Below are 21,359 nucleotides of genomic sequence, written 5' to 3'. Positions count from 1 at the left end.
TTTAAAGTAGGATAATAGGAAGGAGTTTAACGGGAGTTCCGTCGAAGTGTACAGAATGTCGGCATTTAAGGACAGCTGGCATTATGCTATAAAAACATTTGGTGATGTACTCATTTCATATAAAAGGGAGGGGTATTTGGGCGTATAGAAAAGGATTGGTCTTCGTTTTTAGTTCTGAATTTTCTGTTTTATAAAAATTTTTAAGCACTCATTTGTATATTTTATAATAGTTTTTTGATAAATTCACTGCTTTTGCAGAGGATTCTTTTTTATGAAAGAAACGTCAATTTTCTTCATATATATATACAAATTGGAGAAATGGGGGAGCGCTATGCGCGATTACTTAATTAAACCACTTGTTGGTCAGCCGTATCCAATGATTTCACATGGAAAAGGTGTTTATTTGTATGATCAAAATGGCAATAAATATTTTGATGGTTCGTCAGGAGCAATTACGGCAGGTATTGGGCATGGCGTAAAGGAGATTGCAGACGTTATTAAAAAGCAAGCTGAGGAGATTGCTTTTGTTTATAGATCACAGTTTACGAGTGAACCAGCTGAAAAATTAGCGAAGAAGTTAAGTGATTTAAGTGTAGGAGATTTGAACTGGAGTTTTTTTGTAAATAGTGGTACGGAAGCGAATGAAACAGCTATGAAAATTGCAATTCAGCATTTTCAAGAGCGAGGTATTCAAGGGAAACATAAAATTTTATCAAGATGGATGAGTTATCACGGTATTACGATGGGTGCTTTATCGATGTCTGGGCATCCACTACGTAGACAACGCTTCGTATCTATTTTGGAAGATTATCCGACTATACCAGCTCCATATTGTTTCAGATGTCCTGTTCAAAAGGTATATCCAACTTGTCAGCTGGCATGTGCGACTGAACTAGAAAGATCAATTGAAAGAATTGGTGCAGAGCATATTGCTGCTTTTATTGCTGAGCCGATTATCGGAGCAGCTGGAGGCGCGGTTGTTCCGCCGAAAGACTATTATAAAGTCATTAAAGAGATTTGCGACCATTACGATATTTTATTTATTGCGGATGAAGTAATGACTGGGCTTGGTCGTACTGGAGCATGGTTTGCGATGGAGCATTGGGGCGTAGAGCCGGATATTATGACACTTGGTAAAGGGTTAGGAGCGGGATATACACCGATGGCAGCGACAGTTGTAAGTGATCGTGTTATGGAACCAATATTACGTGGATCACGTTCAGTAATGAGCGGTCATACGTTAAGTGCAAATCCATTGTCTGCAGCAACGGCTTTAGCTGTTATTGAATATATGGAGAAACATAATCTTCCTGAAAAAACAGCAGAAAAGGGAGAGTATTTAATAAAAGGCTTACAGAAAGTTCAGCAACAATCGACAATCATTGCTGATGTGCGCGGAAAAGGGTTGCTAATCGGAGTAGAATTGCAACCGTTTACAAAAGCGTCAGAGCTTATTTCAGTTGCAGCTAAAAATGGTCTGCTTTTATACCAAGCAGTTTCAGGGCAAGCAGGAAAAGAAGATAGTGCACTGCTTGTAGCACCGCCAATGACAACTACATATTCCGAGTTAGATGAATTACTTTCAATTTTCTCTAAAAGTGTGGAAGAGATGATGCAAAAAGGAGGGCATAGTATCGCATGACAACTATTACAAATACATTCGGTAAATTAAAAGAAATTGAGGAAGTAATTTCTTTGTTCCATGATGATATGACATTGATGTTTGGGGGATTTGGAGGGATTGGATCCCCTCCATCTTTAATACAGGCAATTTTAGAAAAAGGCGTTACAAATTTAAATTTAATTGGAAATGACACTGGATTTCCTGATGTAGGTATCGGTCGTCTTGTTACAAATGAAAGAGTTAAATCAATAATTACTTCTCACATTGGCTCCAATCCAAATGCAGGAAGGCAACTAAACGAGGGAAGATTACAAATTGAGTTTTCTCCGCAGGGAACATTAGCAGAGCGTATTCGCGCTGGTGGCGTTGGTCTTGGTGGTGTTTTAGTTGATGTTGGTGTTGATACGATTGTGGAAGAGGGAAAACGAACAGTTGAAATGAATGGTAAGACCTACTTAGTTGAAACAGCATTAACTGCTGAAGTTTCAATTGTATATGCGAAAAAGGCAGATCCGTTTGGTAATCTTGTATTTGACAAAAGTGCACGAAATATGAATCCCCATGTAGCTATGGCTGGGGATATAACAATTGTAGAAGCAGAAGAAATAGTCCCGCTTGGAAGTTTAGATCCAGAGGAAATTGTCGTTCCAGGTGTTTTCGTAAATTATATTGTACCGTCGGAAGGAGTGAACTGGAAATGGGTATGGGCGTAGAAGTGAGGGATAAGATTGCTAGGCGTGCGGCGAAAGAAATACAAAATGGTATGATTGTAAATTTAGGTATTGGCATACCATCGCTTGTACCAAATCATTTGCCTGACGACATAAATGTTATGTTTCATGCGGAAAATGGAATCGTCGGCATGGGACCAACGCCAAGTAAAGGGAATGAAGATGAAAATTTGTGTAATGCAGCAGGTTTACCAACTTCTCTTATAACAGGAGCGAGTTATTTCGATAGCTGCACAGCGTTTGGGATGATTCGAAAAGGTTTGCTAGACATAACGATTCTTGGTTCATTACAAGTAAGTGAAAATGGTGATTTAGCAAACTGGATTGTACCTGGAAAACGTGTTCCAGGTATTGGTGGAGCAATGGATTTAGCACAAAAAGCGAAGCGGGTCGTTGTTGTAATGAATCATGTTGATAAGTACGGAAATGCAAAAATTGTTTCAGAGTGTACATTGCCATTAACTTCAAAGAAATGTGTAGATTTAATTATTACTGATATGGCAGTCATGGAGGTAACTCCGAGTGGACTTATATTACAAGAATTAATGAGCCCATACACAGTAGAAGATATAAAACGACATACAGAAGCTGATTTTCAAATTAGTTCTAACTTACTAGTAATTGAATGAAGGGAGATGTAATATATGGAGCAATTAAAAAAGCAAGTTTGTGATTATATTGAGAGCCATGAAGAGGAAAGTGTGAAATTTTTAAAACGATTAATTCAAGAAAAGAGCGTATCTGGTGATGAAAGCGGTGCGCAGGCAATTGTGATTGAAAAATTACGTGAATTAGGTTTAGAGCTCGATATATGGGAGCCTTCTTTTTCTAAAATGAAAGATCATCCTTATTTTGTATCACCCCGTACAAGTTTTTCAGATAGCCCAAATATTGTAGCAACTTTAAAAGGAAGTGGCGACGGGAAATCTATGATATTGAATGGGCATATTGATGTAGTTCCAGAAGGGGATGTGAATCAGTGGGAACATCATCCTTATAGCGGTGAGAAAATCGGAAATCGTATATATGGCCGTGGAACGACGGATATGAAGGGCGGAAATGTCGCACTTATGCTTGCGATGGAAGCGATTATTGAATCTAACATTGAATTAAAAGGAGACATCTATTTTCAAAGTGTAATAGAAGAGGAAAGTGGCGGAGCAGGGACATTGGCAACTATATTACGAGGATATAAGGCAGATGGTGTCATTATTCCGGAGCCTACTAATATGAAGTTTTTCCCGAAACAACAAGGTTCTATGTGGTTTCGTCTACGTGTAAAAGGGAAAGCTGCACACGGTGGAACGCGCTATGAAGGGGTTAGTGCAATTGAAAAAAGTATGTTTGTTATAGAACATGTAAGAAAGCTAGAGGAGAAAAGAAATAGTCGAATTACAGATCCGTTATTTAAAGAAATTCCGATTCCAATTCCAATTAACATTGGGAAAATTGAAGGAGGGAGTTGGCCAAGTTCTGTTCCCGATGAATTAATTTTAGAAGGAAGATGCGGTGTTGCGCCGAATGAGACTATAGAGGCGGCAAAAGAAGAGTTTGAGAATTGGATTGCTGAATTAAATGATGTGGACAATTGGTTTGTTGAAAATCCAGTAGAAGTAGAATGGTTTGGAGCGAGATGGGTTCCTGGTGAACTAGAAGAGAATCATGAACTCATTACGACACTTCATCACAACTTTGTTGAAATCGAAGGGAACGAACCAATTATTGAAGCATCTCCGTGGGGGACTGATGGAGGTTTATTTACACAAATTGCAAACGTACCAACAATAGTATTTGGTCCAGGAGAGACGAAAGTAGCACACTATCCAAACGAATATATAGAAGTTGATAAAATGATAGCTGCCGCAAAAATTATTGCATGTACATTACTAGATTGGTGTGAGGTGAAAAAATGAAATACTATGAATCTTTTAGAGAACAGACGAATTGTTATACAGTAGAAGGTGTTTTAGATTATTTTAATAAGCGTATTCGGGTAGATCACTATACAGGAAATGTTGAAAGTATTATACAGACAATTGACGAACTAGCAGAGAAACATTCTTTCACTAAATGTATTATTAAAGGAAAGGGAGAGCATGTTTCAACATGGCTCTCTTTCGGTTTTTTGTTGGAAGCAACGATACCTCATTATTTTCAAGGACACGATGCATACTTTTTTGTGAAATATAATAATGATGAAAGACGAAATAGTATGCATTGGATTGAGGAAGATACTATATTAAGCGGTGTAAAAGGAAAAGAAATAAAAGAAAAAGTAGTTCCAGAGAAATTTTTGCTGAGAAAAGCGACTGAAGAAGATGCAGAAGAATTAGCAACTGTATTCGGAAAAGTATTTGAAGTGTATCCGACACCTTTAAATGAAGCGAGTTATGTATTACAGACGATGAAAGAAGACGATACAATTTACTACGTGTATGAATTTGAGGGGAAAATTATTAGTACAGCATCTGCAGAAATGAACATAAAGGAAGGGAATGCAGAATTAACGAATTGTGCTACTTTACCTGAATACCGTAAACATGGATTTATGAAAAGTTTACTAATTAAATTAGAGGAAGAACTTCAAGAAAGATCTATTTTCTGCTCCTATACAATTGCTCGATCGCTTTCTTTCGGAATGAATGCTGCCTTTCATCAATTAGGCTATACGTATACAGGAAGACTGGCGAATAATTGCTACATTTTCGATAAGTTGGAAGATATGAATATATGGGTGAAAGATCTATCTAGCTATTCGAAAGCAGTAAAACTTCCACCTCAAAATTTGGCTGTAAAGCAAAACAGTTAGGTGGAGCTGGGTGTTTGAAAAAGCCGTACTAATTAGAGTTTCGAGTTATCTAATGAAAATATAAAATTGATTAAAATTATAGAACGGAATCGTCATGCTTACAATCGCACATAGGTGTGCCGAAAATTCGGCATGTAATTGCTGGATTTTCGGCAAGAGGGGGGATGACATTGCTAGCAGTTTCGACACAAGAAGTCATTGAAGCGATTTTGGGCAGTATTGATGAGGCTATACACGCTGTAGATGAAAATGGAATTACAATATTTTATAATTCTGTAGCTGCAAAACACGATGGATCGAAGATTGAAAAAGTGTTAGGGAAACATCTGTTAGAAGCGTTCCCGTCTTTATCAAGGGAAACGAGTACATTGATGAAAGTACTAGATACAAAAAAACCTATCGTACATCAGGTACAACATTATCAAAATTTAAATGGTGAAGATGTTTGTACAGTAAATACGACGTTACCTATTTTTATAGATGGGAATATTGCTGGGGCTGTTGAAATTGCAAAGGATTACTCTACAATTCAAAAGCTTACTGACACAATTGTTGACTTACAGTCGAAAATAAAGCGATCATCTAGAAAAAAAGTGATTAAAAAGCACGCTGCATTTGAGACGATAGTGACAAATGATACGCGGTTTAAACAGACGAAAGAGTTAGCACAAAAAGTAGCACCAACAGACGCGAATGTTTTAATATATGGTGAAACAGGAACAGGAAAAGAACTGTTCGTACAAGCAATTCATGAAGCTTCTAAAAGAAAAAACAAGCCATTTATTGCACAAAACTGTGCAGCTTTACCAGAGTCGCTATTAGAAAGTTTATTGTTTGGAACGACAAAAGGAAGCTATACGGGAGCGATTGAAAGAGCTGGGCTATTTGAACTTGTTGATGGTGGTACATTATTTTTAGATGAACTGAATTCAATGCCTCTTGATTTGCAGGCAAAAATGTTACGAGTGTTAGAAGATGGAGTCATTAGAAGAATTGGTGATAATAAGACGAGAAAAGTAGATGTTCGTGTTATTACCGCGATGAACCAGCCTCCAGAAATATGTTTACGAGAGAATAAAATTCGCACTGATTTATATTATCGCTTAAACGTATTTTCATTATATATCCCACCGCTTCGTGAAAGAACTGAGGATGTACTATTATTAGCATCTTATTTTTTGAAAGAATATAATAAAAGTTATAAAAAAGGTGTACTTCAAATTGATGAGGAAGCGAAAGATAGACTGCAAGCTTATCAGTGGCCTGGAAATGTACGGGAGTTAAAACATACGATTGAACATGCTGTTATTATTGCAGAAGGGAATACATTAACAGCCAATTGTTTACCACGTACATTTCGGAAAGAGAAGTTTTCGAAGAAGAAGGGTATAATGCCACTTAGAGAAGCACTTCATCAAACAGAAAAAGAATTAATAGATCAAGCGTTGATTGAAACGGAAGGGAATATATTACAAGCCGCAAAAATGTTGGGTATCCCTCGTCAAACGCTTCAATATAAACTGAGCAAGTACGACAAAACCGCCGAATAATCGGCGGTTTTTGTGTGTTTGCACCAATAAAAGAGCGTTTACATATATAAAAAGTAATGAATATGATGTTAAGTATTGATTTCATACAACGCTTAAAAATATTTTTTCGCTTATGTAATAGGGTTCTCCGCACATTTACTTATCAACAATGTAAAGTTGGCATAACTATTGCTTATATAAAGGATGAGCGTATAAAAAGGGGGAATAGCAATGTTACATGATGTATACAAACCAAATCGTCACTGGAAGGATATCGAATTATGGAAAGATGTTACTGAAGAGCAATGGAATGATTGGGTTTGGCAATTAACGAATACGATCAAAACGTTAGATGACTTAAGAAAAGTGATTAACTTAACACCTGAAGAAGAAGAGGGCGTTAAAATTTCAACGAAAACGATCCCGTTAAACATTACACCGTACTATGCTTGGCTAATGAATCCTGATGATCCACGCTGTCCGATTCGGATGCAATCAGTACCGATTTCGGAAGAGTTATATAAAACAAAATATGATTTAGAAGACCCACTTCACGAAGACGAAGATTCACCAGTTCCAGGGCTAACACATCGTTATCCGGACCGTGTACTATTCTTAGTAACAAATCAATGTTCTATGTATTGTCGTTACTGTACACGTCGTCGTTTTAGTGGACAAATTGGAATGGGTGTACCGAAGAAACAATTAGATGATGCAATTGCTTATATTCGTGAAACGCCACAAGTACGAGATGTATTAATCTCCGGTGGTGACGGACTTCTAATTAACGATAAAATTTTAGAATATGTATTAAAAAATTTACGAGAGATTCCGCATGTTGAGATTATTCGTATCGGAACGAGAGCACCAGTAGTATTCCCACAACGTATTACAGAAAACTTATGTAACATTATTAAAAAATACCATCCAGTATGGTTAAATACACATTTCAATACATCTATTGAAATTACTGAAGAATCGAAAAAGGCATGTGAAATGTTAGCGAATGCTGGTGTTCCAGTCGGAAACCAAGCAGTAATTTTAGCTGGTATTAACGACAGCGTTCCAATTATGAAAAAACTTATGCATGACTTAGTAAAAATCCGTGTACGTCCATACTACATTTATCAATGTGACTTATCTGAAGGTATCGGTCACTTCCGTGCACCAGTATCTAAAGGTCTTGAAATTATTGAAGGTTTACGTGGACACACATCTGGTTATGCTGTTCCGACATTCGTTGTTGATGCGCCAGGTGGAGGCGGTAAAATTGCACTTCAGCCAAACTATTTAATCTCACAAAGTGCAGATAAAGTTGTACTTCGTAACTTTGAAGGTGTTATTACGACGTATCCAGAGCCAGAGAGCTATATTCCAGGAAGAGCGGAAGGATACTTTAAAGAGATTTATCCGAACTACGAAGAAAAACGTTCAGATGTTGGTATCGCAGGTCTTATGAGCGATAAGAAATTTAACCTCGTTCCAGACGACTTACAGCGTATGAACCGTCGTAAAGACTACGAAGATAATGATACTCATGCATCTTTAAAAGATAAACGTGATAAGCGCGATCAATTAAAAGATAAAAAATATCAAGCACAAATGGCTAAGTTAGAAGAAAACGACAAAAAAACTGAGGGTGATGCAGTATGAATTGTATGTGGTGTGACAGTACAGAAGCGAAAGAAAGCTTGAATACTGTATATTGGGAATTACCAGATGGTACGAAAGCCATTGAAATCCAAGAGACACCATGTATTTCTTGTTCCTCGTGCGGGATGGACTATCAATCAGACCATACAGTAAAAGAAATTGAAGATCAATTATTCTTAATTTACACGAAAGATTTACCAAAACAACTAACATATGAAGAATTAATGGGAAGACCGCGTCTATTAAAAAGAAATTATTTCGACTTTTAACCAGCTTTTATGCTGGTTTTTTTCTTTTTTGCCTTGTATAATGTACCCAAGTTAGAAAGGTAGGGAATATTTTTGAAAAAGACATTTTACCATTATATGATGAAGCATCGTGCAGCTTTATTTAGAAATGAAATTTCAGATTTAGCAGAGGCGATGTATGATGATTTAAGTTTTCCGAAGCAATCTGAAGACTATGATGAAATTAGTTCATACTTAGAGTTGAGCGGAATGCTAGAAAGTATGTCTATATTTGATGAAGCCTGGGATTTATACATACAAGATAGATAAAAACTATTTGAAAACATACAGAATACATTACTTTATTTAAAGTGAAGTATTCTGTATGTTTTTTATTATGAAATTTGTTGATTTGAAGCTAGTCTAGTTACTAGCTTTTTTTTGAGTGCAATGTAAATTTTATAAGATTATATTTTTTATTGAAAAAATTTATGAATATAAGCTTCTGTGATAAGCGTTTTTATGTAGGTTGCATATACTGATATCAAAATCACGACGTCAAAAAAAGGAGAGATAGAGATGGCAAGAAAAAAACAACCTAAATACAACGTAGGGGACATAGTCGTGATTACGCTATATGGAACCGTTGGGAAAATCACAAATGTTAATTTTCTATTTTTACTCGGTGGATATATGCATTTATTCTTAATACATATATTAAGAGGTGAAACAAATGGGCTTAGCTGCAATATATTTACGCTTATCGAGAAATGAAGAACAATTGAACATAAATGAAATTTTATTGAATCATCGAAATGCATTAACTAAGCTTGCCAAACAGCAAAAATTGACTTATGACATCTATCAAGAAATCTCAAGTGGAGTAAATACGGAACGACCAGAACTAAATTTATTGTTAAGTAGATTAGATGATTATGACGCTCTTCTTGTAATGGATATAGACAGAATTTCACGTGACAATGCTCATGCTGAAGAAATAAAGAAGATGTTGATCATCCACGATATTAAAATTTTGACTCCCCAAGGTGCAATTGATTTATCACAGGAAAGTAATGAAATGCTTTTTTCCTTCCAAGCAATGATGGCGAACTTTGAATATAAGCAAATTCGTAAAAGATTGGGAAGCGGACGATTAGCAGCAGCCGAGCAAGGAAAATGGACAATGAGTAACAGAGTTCCTCTAGGTTATAAAAAGAACGAAGAAAAGCGTTTAGAAGTAGTTGAAGAGGAAGCTAAAATAATTCGGTTTATTTTTCAAAAGACGTTAGAACGAGTTAGTGCAAATGAAATTGCGAAACAGTTAGATATACTTGGATGGAGAAGTAGACAGGGAAAAGTATTAACTTCGACGCACATTTCAAATATGAGAAGAAATGTTGTTTATTATGGGGTTGTAAAAGCAGGTAGGAAAGTAAATGGTAGAGTTGTTGATGAAGTGTTTGTTGAAGATGCTCATGAACCAATTGTAAGTAAGCAAATGTTTTTAGAAGTCCAAAAAATATTGGAGGAAAATACAACTGGGAATTTCTTTAATAAGTTAAAAGCGACAAGAAAACTCCAAAATCTAATTTACTGTAATTGTTGTAAAAGGAAAAGATACATACAATGCGACGGAAATGGTATTGATTATATAAAATCATGTATCTATAAAGTTGATAATAATAAATGTAGAGATCGTGGATACAAATATGAGCCAATTGAGCAATTTGTATTACAAAAGGTTAAAGAAAAGAAACCAGCTTTTGAAAAAGAGCTTCAAATGTTGAAAGCACTTGATACGACAGAGGTAGAAAAGAAACTATCAATTCAAAGAGAGTCTTTAGAGAAACAAATAAACAGATTTAATAAACGTCAACGGAATCTTAAAGAAATGCGGATGGATGGGGAGATTTCGAAAGCTGAGTTTTATGAAATGCGTGATGAAAACGAAGAACAAATCAAACAAGTTAAGCAACAGATGGAACTTATTGATATTAAACTCGAGAATCTATCTAATACTGATGAGGAACAAGCTAGATTGCAAGATGCTATTAAAAAGTTAGATAAATTGGAAGAGCTTAAAGCAGAATCATGTAATATATTTTTGAAAAAATTTATAAAAAAGATATGGTTCAGTAGTAACACAGAAGCTAATCATGATACAACAAGACCAAAAGAAGACGCTACAATAGAAATTGAATGGTTATAAATTGATGAGGCTTCAGAATAGCTCTTAGAAGGCTTTATGTGGCTAACTGTTGAATTGAAATGTAGGTTTAATATGTAAAATATGGAGGCTGGAGCATGAGCGCAGAGGACATTTTAAGACTCATTGAGGAGATGGAAAACGGAGAACGTTGGAAACTTCTTGATAAGATGTACGACTTATATTTCAACAAAAGTGGGAATTATGAACCGTTAGATGAAGATTATTGACCTGAATGAAATCAGGTCTTTTTTATTTGTTCACAAATTTGTCACATTTTTAACTTTAAAGAACATGCGTTCGAGGTATAAGAGTAGTGTAAACAAAAACACTACTGGAGGTAATTATTATGTACAATATGTACAATATTAATGAGTTGAGAAGTATGGAAGTTGAGCAACTTATTAAACTCTTTAACGAGTGATTCGAATACTTACAAAATTGCGAGCCAGGATTAGGCGAGAGTCGTTTTCATGAGTTTCTAGCGGAACTTGAGCATGGATTGACTGTTATGTTAGAAATCATTGAGGAAAAAGAAAGGTCTTAAGGCTTGGTCTTATAAATTCTTAAAATAACTACTGGAGGTTTTACAAATGACAAAAACAACTACTATTCAAATTTCTGTATTTGATTGGAGCAACATGGAAGAAATCGTATATGAGTCCCAAATTGGGAGTGTCGCGGATTTTCTTTCTTTAACTTATCGTTTCGGTAGGAAGGTAAAGTATAAGAAGCCAACAGATAAGAATTGGTATTATGGCAAGACAATGATAAAGAGACTGTTTAAAAAAGAAATAGCTATAAAGCCTACATTAAAATTTGTGACTACTAACGACTTAAATAAAATTGAAGAAGAAAAACGAAAAGATGCGGAAGAAATCAGATTAAAGGAAGAAGAAGAGATGAGGTGGGGGAAGCAAAATGCTAATCCAAAACTCGGTATTGAAGAAATCCAATCAATGTCTGAAGATGAGCTTGTAAATCGACTGTTTGAGCTATATGTTGAAGACTATTATATTGGAAAAACTGATTTTAATTCTTATACTGGACATTTTGAGTGTAATCTTACTGAAACAACTTACATTGAGCTTCAAGTATCTTCGGAATTGGCAGACCGAGCTTACTATAACGCTATGGAATGTCTTTGTGGGGGTAAACTTACATTTGAACCGAATCGACTTCCAATGTCTAGGATTTTTAGACTTACCAATGACTATAAACTTGTATCTATAAAGAAAGATAAAGATAAAGATTTTGTCTTATCTTTTTAATTATAAAATCTTTATTTTATTATTAACAATAAAAAGGACCTAAGTGGTCCTTTTGTGGCTTCTTGAACTAAAGCAGCCATTTGTTTAAGTACAATATTTTACAAACTTACTTTGAACAAGAATAGGGCTGGTTATACAGCCTTATTTTAAGCTATCTATTTCGTTCATTGTAATAACCTTGCTAGATTTTTTGAGATTGTAGGTTTATTAGCTGATTCTCTAAACATAAGTAAGATTTCATTTTTACATGTAGTTTGTTCTTTTAAGCACTTTAATAGGTGAGTATTTGTTAAAAGCTGGTTGAGTCTATCTTCGCTAATATTTATTGCTAAGAAGATTCCTTTTTTATATTGATATTTGTTTATGAACTGATCGATTTTTAATATATCCTTTTTCATATCCGCAACAGTAAGCCCAGGGTTAGCTTTAACTTCTATAATTAAGTCTTGATTATCGAATGTTTGGGGTTCATGTATTAAGAAGTCAGGATAATATACGCCATCAGTGCTTTGCATTCCATATAATTGTTCAATTTCACTGCCTACTTGAGCTTTGCGGAGTTCAGCTTGCAAAATCACCTTTTCATTCAGCTTATTTTGTTCCATGATTTTGCGGAGTTGATGATAAAGTTCATAGCAGAAGACTCGCTCGTGATGCATACTCAAATACGGTATTAACTCTTCTCGATTCTGAGATTCAACATTATGAACATTTAGCATAGAATCGATCCAATTCTGATTTCCAAAATAAACTTCCTCAACATTATTGAGTGCTTTTCGAAGGAAATCTATATATGTAGGAATATCCATGTGCCATTTCTCCCATATTAAATTTTGTAAAGTTTATTTCCAAATTCATTGGTCATAAATTAAGTATGGTGCATATCCACTATTTATTCAATCTATTTTTCTGGGGTATTAATATTCTAGGGTAGATGGGTTTAATCCTTCTTAAAGTAAACTGCCTATTAATTTAAGACTACTAACTTCATAAACTTTTGCGCCGAACATTGAAACAGGTAATAAAATTCTCATTTTATATATGAGTTCTTCTTGGGGGAACTTGAATATAAAGTGAAATAAAAGTGATATATGTCTTCGTTCAGTGAAACTGAACAGAAGACAACGAGGTAAAGAACGAGCATAGCTCAGTTCTTTACTCGGTAGTGTTACAATCCAGTATATGAGTATATATACTGATATACCGGTTTGTAACAAGATTTATTTTCTATTTCTAAAAAGTTTCGCTATTTGATTTACGTTTTTACGATGGCGTATAAAATAACAAAAATAAATCAAATTAATGGGGGAACTTATTATGAATAGAAAATCACATAATGAGATGTATTTGCAATCTTTGAAAGAGAAAAATGGAATTAGAGCAAGGTATGTATCGGAATTGGTTACGTACTCGAAAATTATAGATGGGATCATTAATTTAATTGAATCCCCTTGTGGTACAGGAAAGACTACATTTTTTATTGATGAAGTTGTTAAGAAGGCAAAGAATAAAGAAAGAATTTTGTATCTTGTTGATACTTCAGTTCTAGAAGAGTCATTGTTAAATAAATATGAAGAATTCTTGAAACCATACACTCCGTCTGTTAAAGGAACTATGAACTACAATCTAGAACAATTACCAGAGCATGGATTTGGCGCTCAAATTAAAGAGGAAGTAAAGAAAGATAACAGAGCAATCTGTATGACGTATGCAAAGTTTGCGAGTATTTTAAGCAACAGCAGTGATGATAGCTTTTTGAATAATATTAAATTCTTATGTTGTGATGAAGTTCATAACCTAGCAAAATATATTGGGTACGACCTTCAATTGGGTGCCAAGAAAGAAGAAACGAAATTATATAAAGCATTAGAAAAGATTGTTGGTGCCACGGATAAAGGAATATTCAAGACTTTATTTATGACAGCAACACCATTTAGGATTACTAAACTTTTAAAAGATAGCTTCAATTATAGATGTAATAAGATTGTAGCAGAAAATGAATTACGAGGATTTTTGTTCAACAGCCAAAAGGTCTACACAAACATAGATAATATTTTGAATGAACTAAGGAAAACTGATTTGTGTGAAGATAAAAAAATTCTAATGTATGTTGATACTATTAAAAAGTCATTAGAAGTTAGGGAGAAGTTGGAGTTAAATGGATTCAATGTTGCATGTTTATGGAGTATCAATAATGAACGTAAAATGGACAACCTTTCTAGAAAAGTTAGAGATCATATTGTTGAAAATGAGGAAATTCCACAATACGTAGATGTAGTAATAATCAATGCAGCATATGAAACGGGATACAATATTTTTGATAAAGAAAATATGGCTCAGACAGTTATTGTTCATAGTAGGAATTCAGAAGTGATTACTCAAGTTAGGGGAAGGATTCGCCATGACATAGAGAAGTTGGTTACTTTGAACCAAAGTGGTTCAATTGAAACGATTAAGAGAGATGGCTCGGTTGTAGAATTATGTCCTACTAAAATAGAAAAGTTCGTTGGAATACCATTGACGAAAGGGAAAAAGGATGAACTTGTTCTCGAACTCAATTTAATAAATAATAATGGCAGGCAAATGAAATGGCCAGCTATAAAAAAACTTTTGGTGGAATCAGGTTTTAAAATTGATAATGGAACAACTAGAATTAATGGAAAGCAAGTAAGGTTTGACATCATTGAGCAGAACAACTAAGGCGGCCTAAGATTGCCTTTCGAAAACAAATGAAACAATTTTCAATAATACGTACAAAAATGGGTTGGAATGTATATATATTATAGAGAGATAAAAAGTGTTATAAATGTTAGAAAAACTGTCTAAAAATCGGTACTTGTTTATATTATAAATAGAGAGTCATATAAGTAATAAAGCTTACTTATACAACTCTTTAATTTCCATTTTTCATTTTCCATATTAATCTCCTTTTTAATGTAAGTTAGGAAGAATCATTGTTACGTATGCAAGTAGTTCAATTAGAGATCCAATACGCTTTTATATTTCCTTAACTCGAACTTTAAAAGTTTATTGGATCTCGCTTCCTAAAAATTAAATAAAAGATTATTAGATAAAACATTTGAAAGCATCATTTTGAATGTTTTATTTAGTAATTTTGGTTATAGAACTTAGGCGATACTCTGGTATCGTCTATTTTATTTTTTTATATTTAACTGCTTTTAAAAGCAATTTTAAGAACTCGAAAGGAAGTAATAAATAATGAAAATGGAACTTCGTGTTGCGGTCTCTGAGTTACACGCAAATACTGATGGAACAATGACAGTTTCCGGTTATGTTAATAAAACTGGTCAACTGAGTAATGTATTAGGAGTTACGAAACGATTTGTTGAGAAGATTGCTAAAGGTGCTTTCTCTCGTGCAATTCAATCAACAAGCAAAGACATTGATTTTCTTGCGGAACACAAGGGTAGCTTAATTTTGGCGTCTACTCGCAACGGCTCTTTACGATTAACAGAAGATAATCAAGGTCTTTATATGGAAGCGACAATTGCTTCTACATCGTGGGGAAAAGATTATTACGAATTAATTAATTCTGGCATTCTCAGAAACATGTCATTTGGTTTCCGCACTATTAAAGATAGTTGGAGATTACTTGAAACAAATCTTTACGAACGAACAATTGAAGAGCTTGAATTATTTGAAGTCTCTGTTGTTAAAAATCCTGCGTATTCCCAATCAACAATCGCAGCTCGAGGTATTGACCTTGTTAACGATATTGAAATCCCCAAGGAAGTTAAAATAAACAATCAATTAAAGGAGAAGAGAGAAATGGAAAAGACAATAGTTAAATATGGCATTGAGGAACGAACAAACGAACAATTAGAACTAGAACAATTTGAGTCCTTTGTTTTAGGAAAACAAAATGGACAAGAAATAGCTGAAAATCGAAATAGTGAGGTAAGATTTAATACAACGGGAACAGCTGGTGGAGCCGTAATTCCTGAATCTGTTCACAATCAAGTAATTAAGAAAGTGGAAGAGCGTTCTCCTATTTTTGAAATGGCTCGTAAATTTCCATCAGTTGCAGGTACGTTAACGATTGCAAGGGAAGACAGCTTAGATGATGCAGGTTTTGTTGGTGAAGGAATTAATTTAAAACAATTAGCTATGGATTTTGAAACTGTTAAATTAGAACAGAAGAGAGCTGGAGCGGCTATTCGAGCTTCTAATCAGTTATTAAATGATACTGCAATTTCAACATCAGATTATATTGCAGACCTATTATCACGTAAATTAATAAAAGCGATTGAAAAATCAATTTTAGTTGGTACCGGTGGAAATGAATTTAATGGTATAGTAAACGATACACTTGTTCCAACTGTGAAGGTAAAGAAAGTTGAAATTGATGAACTAATGGATTTGCATAATAGTATCCCTTACGATTATGCAGATGGAAATGCAGCATTTATTATGGCACGTAAAACATATAACCAAATTGCTAAATTAAAAGATGCGTTAGATCATTCTTATGTACAAAATGGAGTAGTAAATGGAAAACCTACAAGAACGTTATTTGGTAAAGCAATTTATATTACTGATGTTTTACCTGAATCAACTCCAGTAATTTTCGCAAATTTTTATCACGCTTATGCAATAATGATTAAACAAGCTGCAAGATTACAACCAACAGTTGATACTGAAAACGCTTTGGCAGGAACAACTGCTTTTGTGTTGGATAGTTATATGGATGGAGCAGTCTATAATCCACAAGCTATTGCTAAAATAGTTATTGCTTAAATTATTCAAAACAAAGAGTAGATTAATTATTCAAGGGATCGGCATTCGCCGGTCCTTCTTTTTTTTATTTTAAGCACTATGAGATAACAGGTTGAAACATCCAAATGAAAGTAATATTTAAAGAAGGAAGATGACCATTATCTTTTATATACTGATAAGGTGCTTATATGAGGTGCTGTATATATACTTATAGGGTGCAGCATTATATACGAATGTGAGGCGTTATATATAAGCTTATGTATATGCATCTCTATCAGAAGGTATTAGCAGATTAATAGCAGATATAAACAGAATATAATCAGCAGTTATAACTGATATATAAACAGATGTGTGAGCAGATATATAAGCAGAATATAAAGCAAATACAACAGCATATTAAACTGCATTCATAACTGTTGTGTGAGAGATTAATAAATCAGATCCTAATGCAACACCAATCGTTGTTGAAGGCAGATGAAAAGAAGCAGCAACTACATCAGATGAAGCAATCACAATGAAGTTGTTGGAGTTGTTTGTGGTTGTTGTTAAGCGAGTTGGATAGATTGTTTGAGGAAGCAATGATGAGCAGAGTTTTGGAGACAAAGTTTGGGGTGAAAAAATTTTTGAAAAAAATAAAAAAAATTTTAAAAAATAAAAGTGAGAGAAGTATCGCCTCCCAATTTCAAAAAAAAGCTAAAATCACCAGTAATTACGAGGGGAGTGGTGTTTACATCAACGGTACCAATTGGCCTATAATAAGTAAAAGCCCTATCAAAATGATAGGACTAGTTATTTGAAGTATATTTAGTTTTTTATTTCTCTCTCTATTAATAATTATATACAGTTTATTCCAAATTGTAAACACGTTTATACATAAGTTTTTTAATACTATTTATTCCGGGGTTTGTTGAAACAGAGCAGACGGTGATACACAAACTTTGTCGGAATGTTTCAGATGATCAACATTTCTTTTATTATTTCTATTATGAATGTCTTCCGCTATTAAATTAATTATATTCAAAGTATTTTAGAATAGTTTATAGCTATTTTTGAATAAAACCTTCTTTAATCTGAAAAATGATGGTAAAATTTAGATTATATTATTTTTAAAGGTAATGCAGGAAAATAATCCTGTTAAATTGATTTAAGTCAGAAGAAGGTGAAATTTTTGGCGGAAGATTTGTTTAATAGTCAAATTATACATATAAATGAAAATGCTGAATTTCATTATATTGATATAAAGGAATTTAGTGAGAAATTTATTACTCATATAAATGATAATTTTGTGAGTATTTGTAAGGGGCAAAACAATAGGAGTTCTTTAGAAATTATAAAAAAGAGAGCCTTGAGATTTTTTGAAAAAAAAGATGAGAGAACAAGGAACGGAGCAACTGCTGAGTTTTTTTTACATTTGTATTTAAGAGGTAAGAATTATAAACAAGAGTGTATGTTTTTAAATATGGAAGAGACCTCGATAAAAAAGGGGTTTGATGGTTATTATTCAAAAGAGGACGAAGAATGGATTTTAGAAAGTAAATCTGGTAATGCAAGATCTGTAAATATATCTCATTCAGAGAAAATTAGAGAGGCTTATAATAGTTTGAAGCAGCAGTTGAGTGGCGGGTCGGGAAATGATCCTTGGCAAAATGCTTATCAGCATGCGAATTCAAGAGATGTTGGGACAGAAGACTCTATATTATCTATTTTACAAGATTTTTCAGATGATTACATGGATGAGAAATATCACTCTACAAAGAAATTTAATATTATACCTGCTGGAACAGTATTTCTTAATGGCGAGTGGCAAGAATTTGATGTAGATGAGATTTATCAGAAAATCTTAAAAATATATCCGAATTTTGAATATAAAAAATTAGTTATAATATGTTGTACAAAAAAGTCATTAGATTTATTTATGGATTTCTTAGGCGTTCCGAAAAGGGAGGATGGACATGGACAGCAAGGAAAAAGCACAATTAACTCGAATAAATAAAATTCCTGCTTTCAAAGAAAATATGGAAAAATTAACGCTAGGGAAGGAATTAACTAATGAAGAAAAAACTTATCTTCTATCAGTTGCGCTTCTCTTTATAAAAAGCTTTGAAGCAGATAAAAGACATACTCCCTATCTTGAATTTGCTTATTATATTTTCTTGAAATATTCAACTACATATCAAGACTATAGGCCACTTTATGATTTTGCAATTAATTTTGGATTCTATCCAATAGCAAAGGATATTCAAGAAAAAGGTTTAATACCGGAGATGAAATTAACTGATGAACTAGCAAGTATAAAATTAGAAGAATATAATCATGAAAATTACATAGAAACTTTCGAACAACAAAAAATGAGATTGAATTTACTAAAAGATGATTCTCAGAACATCAGTTATGTAGCACCTACTTCTTATGGGAAAAGTTCTTTAATTATAGAACATATAAAAAATAACTTAGATCAAAATCTTAAGGTGGGTATAATTGTACCAACAAAGTCTCTCTTGGTTCAGACATATAAATTAGTTAGAAATGCTGAATTAGATAGAAGAATTATCACTCATGATGAGATGTATCGAGAAGATACAAGCTTTATTGGGGTATTAACGCAGGAAAGGGCGTTACGATTATTAGAAAATAATGACGTTCATTTTGATATATTATACATTGATGAGGCGCATAACTTATTTGAAAAAGATATTAGGAGTATTTTACTTTCAAGGCTTATTAGATACAATGCGCAAAAAAATAAGAATCAAAAAGTAATTTATTTATCTCCACTTATAAATAACAGCAATAACCTTAGATTAGATTTCCAAAGTGAAATCGTAGAACAAAAAATTGCATATAATATGAAGGAACCGGAAATTTTTGAGTATAGGGAAAATAACCAAATACTTTTATATAATCGATTTGTCAATGAGTTTTATTCATATGGAGAGATAGTCACAAAAGGAAAAGAACCTGGATATATAACGTATATAACGTCTAATAAGAGAAATAAGAATTTTATTTATCATAAGGCGCCGAGAAGAATAGAAGAGTTTTCTAAAGAATTATTTCTTAATTTACCTTTCATAGAATTAAAGAGAGAGACAAGAAATTTAATTCGAGAATTAGAGGAATTAGTACATAAGGATTTTCAAATGATAGAATTGTTAAAAAAAGGGATTATATACTTGCATGGGAGATTACCGGAAGTTATTAAAGAATACTTAGAGTATCAATTTAAACAGAATACGGATCTGAATATTGTCATTGCAAATAAAGTAATACTTGAAGGAATAAATCTACCTGTAGATAATCTTTTTATTATGCATTCTAATGGCCTAAAAGAAAAAGAAGTAACTAACTTAATAGGTAGGGTTAACAGGTTGAATGAAGTATTTAAGGTGGAAACGAATCAATTAACTAAGTTATTACCATCAGTTCATTTTCTGAATAGCAAATACAACAAGAAAAATATTAAGATGGAAAATCTAATATGTAAATTAAGAAGCAATATTTTTTCAGATGAAATTAAAAATCCGATATTAGCGGAATACGATATAACTAAAGTTAAAGATGAAACTGCTCAAGAAAAAATCCAATTCATTAAAGAAAATGAAGATTTAATTTTAGCTGACTCATCCGATGAACTTGAAAAGTTAAAAAGGATCTTTATAAAATCTGGTTTGGAAAACATGTTATCCATAAAAGATAGCTATTTAAAAGAACTACAAAGAAGGATTGGAATTTTAAAGGGAAATAAAGCCTGGATAAAACTAGAGGTAGTAGATAAAGTCAATGCTTTTTATTTAGCTGGATTCGATAAAGATATTATTTCTGATTTTGAAATTGGGCGTCTTAGATTAGAAAAAGCCCGTAATTATTACCGTAGACATATTTTTGCAAGGAAAGTAAATTCATTAAGAGAAAACATTACTGAAACCTATGGTTATTTTAAAAAGCGTATTGCCACAAAGGAAACGGATATGTATATAGGTGCCAGCTATGGTGAAAAACCACTTTATACAGAGAATTATCAGGGTGGAAATCAAGACGTTTTTGTTGATTTAGCGACTAAGAGTGATGCGGAGCTAATAAATTTAGCCATCATAAAATTGAAGATAGAAGATGATTTTATTAATTATAAATTAAATAGGCTAATTATAGTTTTATTCGAATTAGAGCTAATATCTGAGGAAGAATATAATAACGTGGTTTATGGAACTAATGATCAAGATAAAATTGATTTAATTAAAACAGGCCTCTCATTTAATCTAATTGCAAAATTACAAAAGGATGATCAATTAAAAAATATTGGTTTAGATGAAAACAATAATTTGATAGTGAATGTAGACTTTTTAGAATATAAAAATAGCCTAAACGGATTTTACAAGTTTGAAGTAGATAAATACTTATAACCTATTAAGTTTAGTAATAAAATATCAATTTTATTATTTGTATTTTATAAAAAGGGGATTATATCTAAGCACTTTTGTAGATGTGATTTCCTTTTTATTTATTTTGTATGAGATAGTGTAAATGATGGACTAAATGTATTAAATTTATCGAAAGCTGGATCATTAATTTAAT

The 21,359-nt window shown here is 33.2% G+C and carries 19 protein-coding genes; 17 read left to right on the top strand and 2 right to left on the bottom strand.

What is annotated here, in order from left to right; translation table 11 throughout:
• Nucleotides 1-331 precede the first annotated feature (331 nt).
• From MKY38_RS11000 to MKY38_RS10940, 13 genes are all read left to right on the top strand, one after another.
• Nucleotides 332-1,642 carry an aspartate aminotransferase family protein gene (locus MKY38_RS11000; protein WP_001205882.1) on the top strand — a complete coding sequence of 437 codons (1,311 nt, stop codon included), beginning with the start codon at nt 332-334 and terminating at the stop codon, nt 1,640-1,642.
• On the top strand, nt 1,639-2,337 hold the full coding sequence (atoD, locus tag MKY38_RS10995; protein ID WP_000208102.1) for an acetate CoA-transferase subunit alpha: 699 nt from the start codon (nt 1,639-1,641) through the stop codon (nt 2,335-2,337). The genes MKY38_RS11000 and atoD overlap by 4 nt, the downstream gene beginning before the upstream one ends.
• Nucleotides 2,322-2,984 (top strand): CoA transferase subunit B, encoded by a 663-nt coding sequence (locus tag MKY38_RS10990; RefSeq protein WP_000525277.1) that lies wholly within the window; start codon nt 2,322-2,324, stop codon nt 2,982-2,984. Before atoD ends, MKY38_RS10990 begins: the two co-directional genes overlap by 16 nt.
• 15 nt (nt 2,985-2,999) lie before the next feature.
• A complete protein-coding gene (locus MKY38_RS10985; RefSeq protein WP_000436698.1) occupies nt 3,000-4,268 on the top strand; it encodes a peptidase in 1,269 nt (422 codons plus the stop codon).
• Nucleotides 4,265-5,164, top strand: a complete 900-nt coding sequence (gene ablB, locus MKY38_RS10980; RefSeq protein WP_000878594.1) for a putative beta-lysine N-acetyltransferase — start codon at nt 4,265-4,267, stop codon at nt 5,162-5,164. Before MKY38_RS10985 ends, ablB begins: the two co-directional genes overlap by 4 nt.
• A 164-nt stretch (nt 5,165-5,328) precedes the next feature.
• Nucleotides 5,329-6,714 carry an arginine utilization transcriptional regulator RocR gene (gene rocR / locus MKY38_RS10975; RefSeq protein WP_011110073.1) on the top strand — a complete coding sequence of 462 codons (1,386 nt, stop codon included), beginning with the start codon at nt 5,329-5,331 and terminating at the stop codon, nt 6,712-6,714.
• 210 nt (nt 6,715-6,924) lie between these two features.
• Entirely contained in the window at nt 6,925-8,346 is a 1,422-nt protein-coding gene (gene ablA, locus MKY38_RS10970; protein WP_000902142.1) for a lysine 2,3-aminomutase, read from the top strand.
• On the top strand, nt 8,343-8,615 hold the full coding sequence (locus tag MKY38_RS10965; protein ID WP_000995763.1) for a YokU family protein: 273 nt from the start codon (nt 8,343-8,345) through the stop codon (nt 8,613-8,615). Before ablA ends, MKY38_RS10965 begins: the two co-directional genes overlap by 4 nt.
• A 72-nt stretch (nt 8,616-8,687) precedes the next feature.
• Nucleotides 8,688-8,903 carry a YozE family protein gene (locus tag MKY38_RS10960; RefSeq protein ID WP_000750717.1) on the top strand — a complete coding sequence of 72 codons (216 nt, stop codon included), beginning with the start codon at nt 8,688-8,690 and terminating at the stop codon, nt 8,901-8,903.
• 249 nt (nt 8,904-9,152) lie between these two features.
• On the top strand, nt 9,153-9,347 hold the full coding sequence (locus MKY38_RS10955; protein WP_137071783.1) for a hypothetical protein: 195 nt from the start codon (nt 9,153-9,155) through the stop codon (nt 9,345-9,347).
• A complete protein-coding gene (locus tag MKY38_RS10950) occupies nt 9,307-10,782 on the top strand; it encodes a recombinase family protein (protein WP_341048989.1) in 1,476 nt (491 codons plus the stop codon). The genes MKY38_RS10955 and MKY38_RS10950 overlap by 41 nt, the downstream gene beginning before the upstream one ends.
• 95 nt (nt 10,783-10,877) lie before the next feature.
• Complete coding sequence (locus MKY38_RS10945; RefSeq protein ID WP_255289642.1) at nt 10,878-11,009, top strand: hypothetical protein; 132 nt, start codon at nt 10,878-10,880, stop codon at nt 11,007-11,009.
• A gap of 363 nt (nt 11,010-11,372) precedes the next feature.
• Nucleotides 11,373-12,050 carry a hypothetical protein gene (locus MKY38_RS10940; protein WP_341048987.1) on the top strand — a complete coding sequence of 226 codons (678 nt, stop codon included), beginning with the start codon at nt 11,373-11,375 and terminating at the stop codon, nt 12,048-12,050.
• Between the two features lie 164 nt (nt 12,051-12,214).
• On the opposite strand, the gene MKY38_RS10935 is transcribed toward MKY38_RS10940, so the two are convergent.
• Complete coding sequence (locus tag MKY38_RS10935) at nt 12,215-12,859, bottom strand: hypothetical protein (RefSeq protein WP_341048986.1); 645 nt, start codon at nt 12,857-12,859, stop codon at nt 12,215-12,217.
• Nucleotides 12,860-13,367: 508 nt separating this feature from the next.
• Here MKY38_RS10935 and MKY38_RS10930 point away from each other — a divergent pair.
• Both MKY38_RS10930 and MKY38_RS10925 read left to right on the top strand, forming a co-directional pair.
• Complete coding sequence (locus MKY38_RS10930; RefSeq protein ID WP_341048985.1) at nt 13,368-14,750, top strand: DEAD/DEAH box helicase family protein; 1,383 nt, start codon at nt 13,368-13,370, stop codon at nt 14,748-14,750.
• A 519-nt stretch (nt 14,751-15,269) separates the two neighbouring features.
• Nucleotides 15,270-16,808, top strand: coding sequence for a phage major capsid protein (locus MKY38_RS10925; protein WP_341048983.1), 1,539 nt, complete (start codon nt 15,270-15,272; stop codon nt 16,806-16,808).
• Nucleotides 16,809-17,183: 375 nt separating this feature from the next.
• On the opposite strand, the gene MKY38_RS10920 is transcribed toward MKY38_RS10925, so the two are convergent.
• Nucleotides 17,184-17,390, bottom strand: coding sequence for a hypothetical protein (locus tag MKY38_RS10920; protein WP_341048981.1), 207 nt, complete (start codon nt 17,388-17,390; stop codon nt 17,184-17,186).
• 565 nt (nt 17,391-17,955) lie between these two features.
• On the opposite strand from MKY38_RS10920, the gene MKY38_RS10915 reads away from it, so the two are divergent.
• Together MKY38_RS10915 and MKY38_RS10910 are read left to right on the top strand one after the other, a co-directional pair.
• A complete protein-coding gene (locus MKY38_RS10915) occupies nt 17,956-18,780 on the top strand; it encodes a hypothetical protein (RefSeq protein WP_144557074.1) in 825 nt (274 codons plus the stop codon).
• Nucleotides 18,740-21,187 (top strand): DEAD/DEAH box helicase, encoded by a 2,448-nt coding sequence (locus MKY38_RS10910; RefSeq protein ID WP_341048979.1) that lies wholly within the window; start codon nt 18,740-18,742, stop codon nt 21,185-21,187. The genes MKY38_RS10915 and MKY38_RS10910 overlap by 41 nt, the downstream gene beginning before the upstream one ends.
• Nucleotides 21,188-21,359 lie beyond the last annotated feature (172 nt).

The sequence above is a fragment of the Bacillus sp. FSL R5-0585 genome, from assembly GCF_038004545.1.
Classification (GTDB): Bacteria; Bacillota; Bacilli; order Bacillales; family Bacillaceae_G; genus Bacillus_A; species Bacillus_A cereus.
Note: the sequence above shows the minus strand (reverse complement) of the source record. Positions and strands in the feature narration are given on the sequence as shown.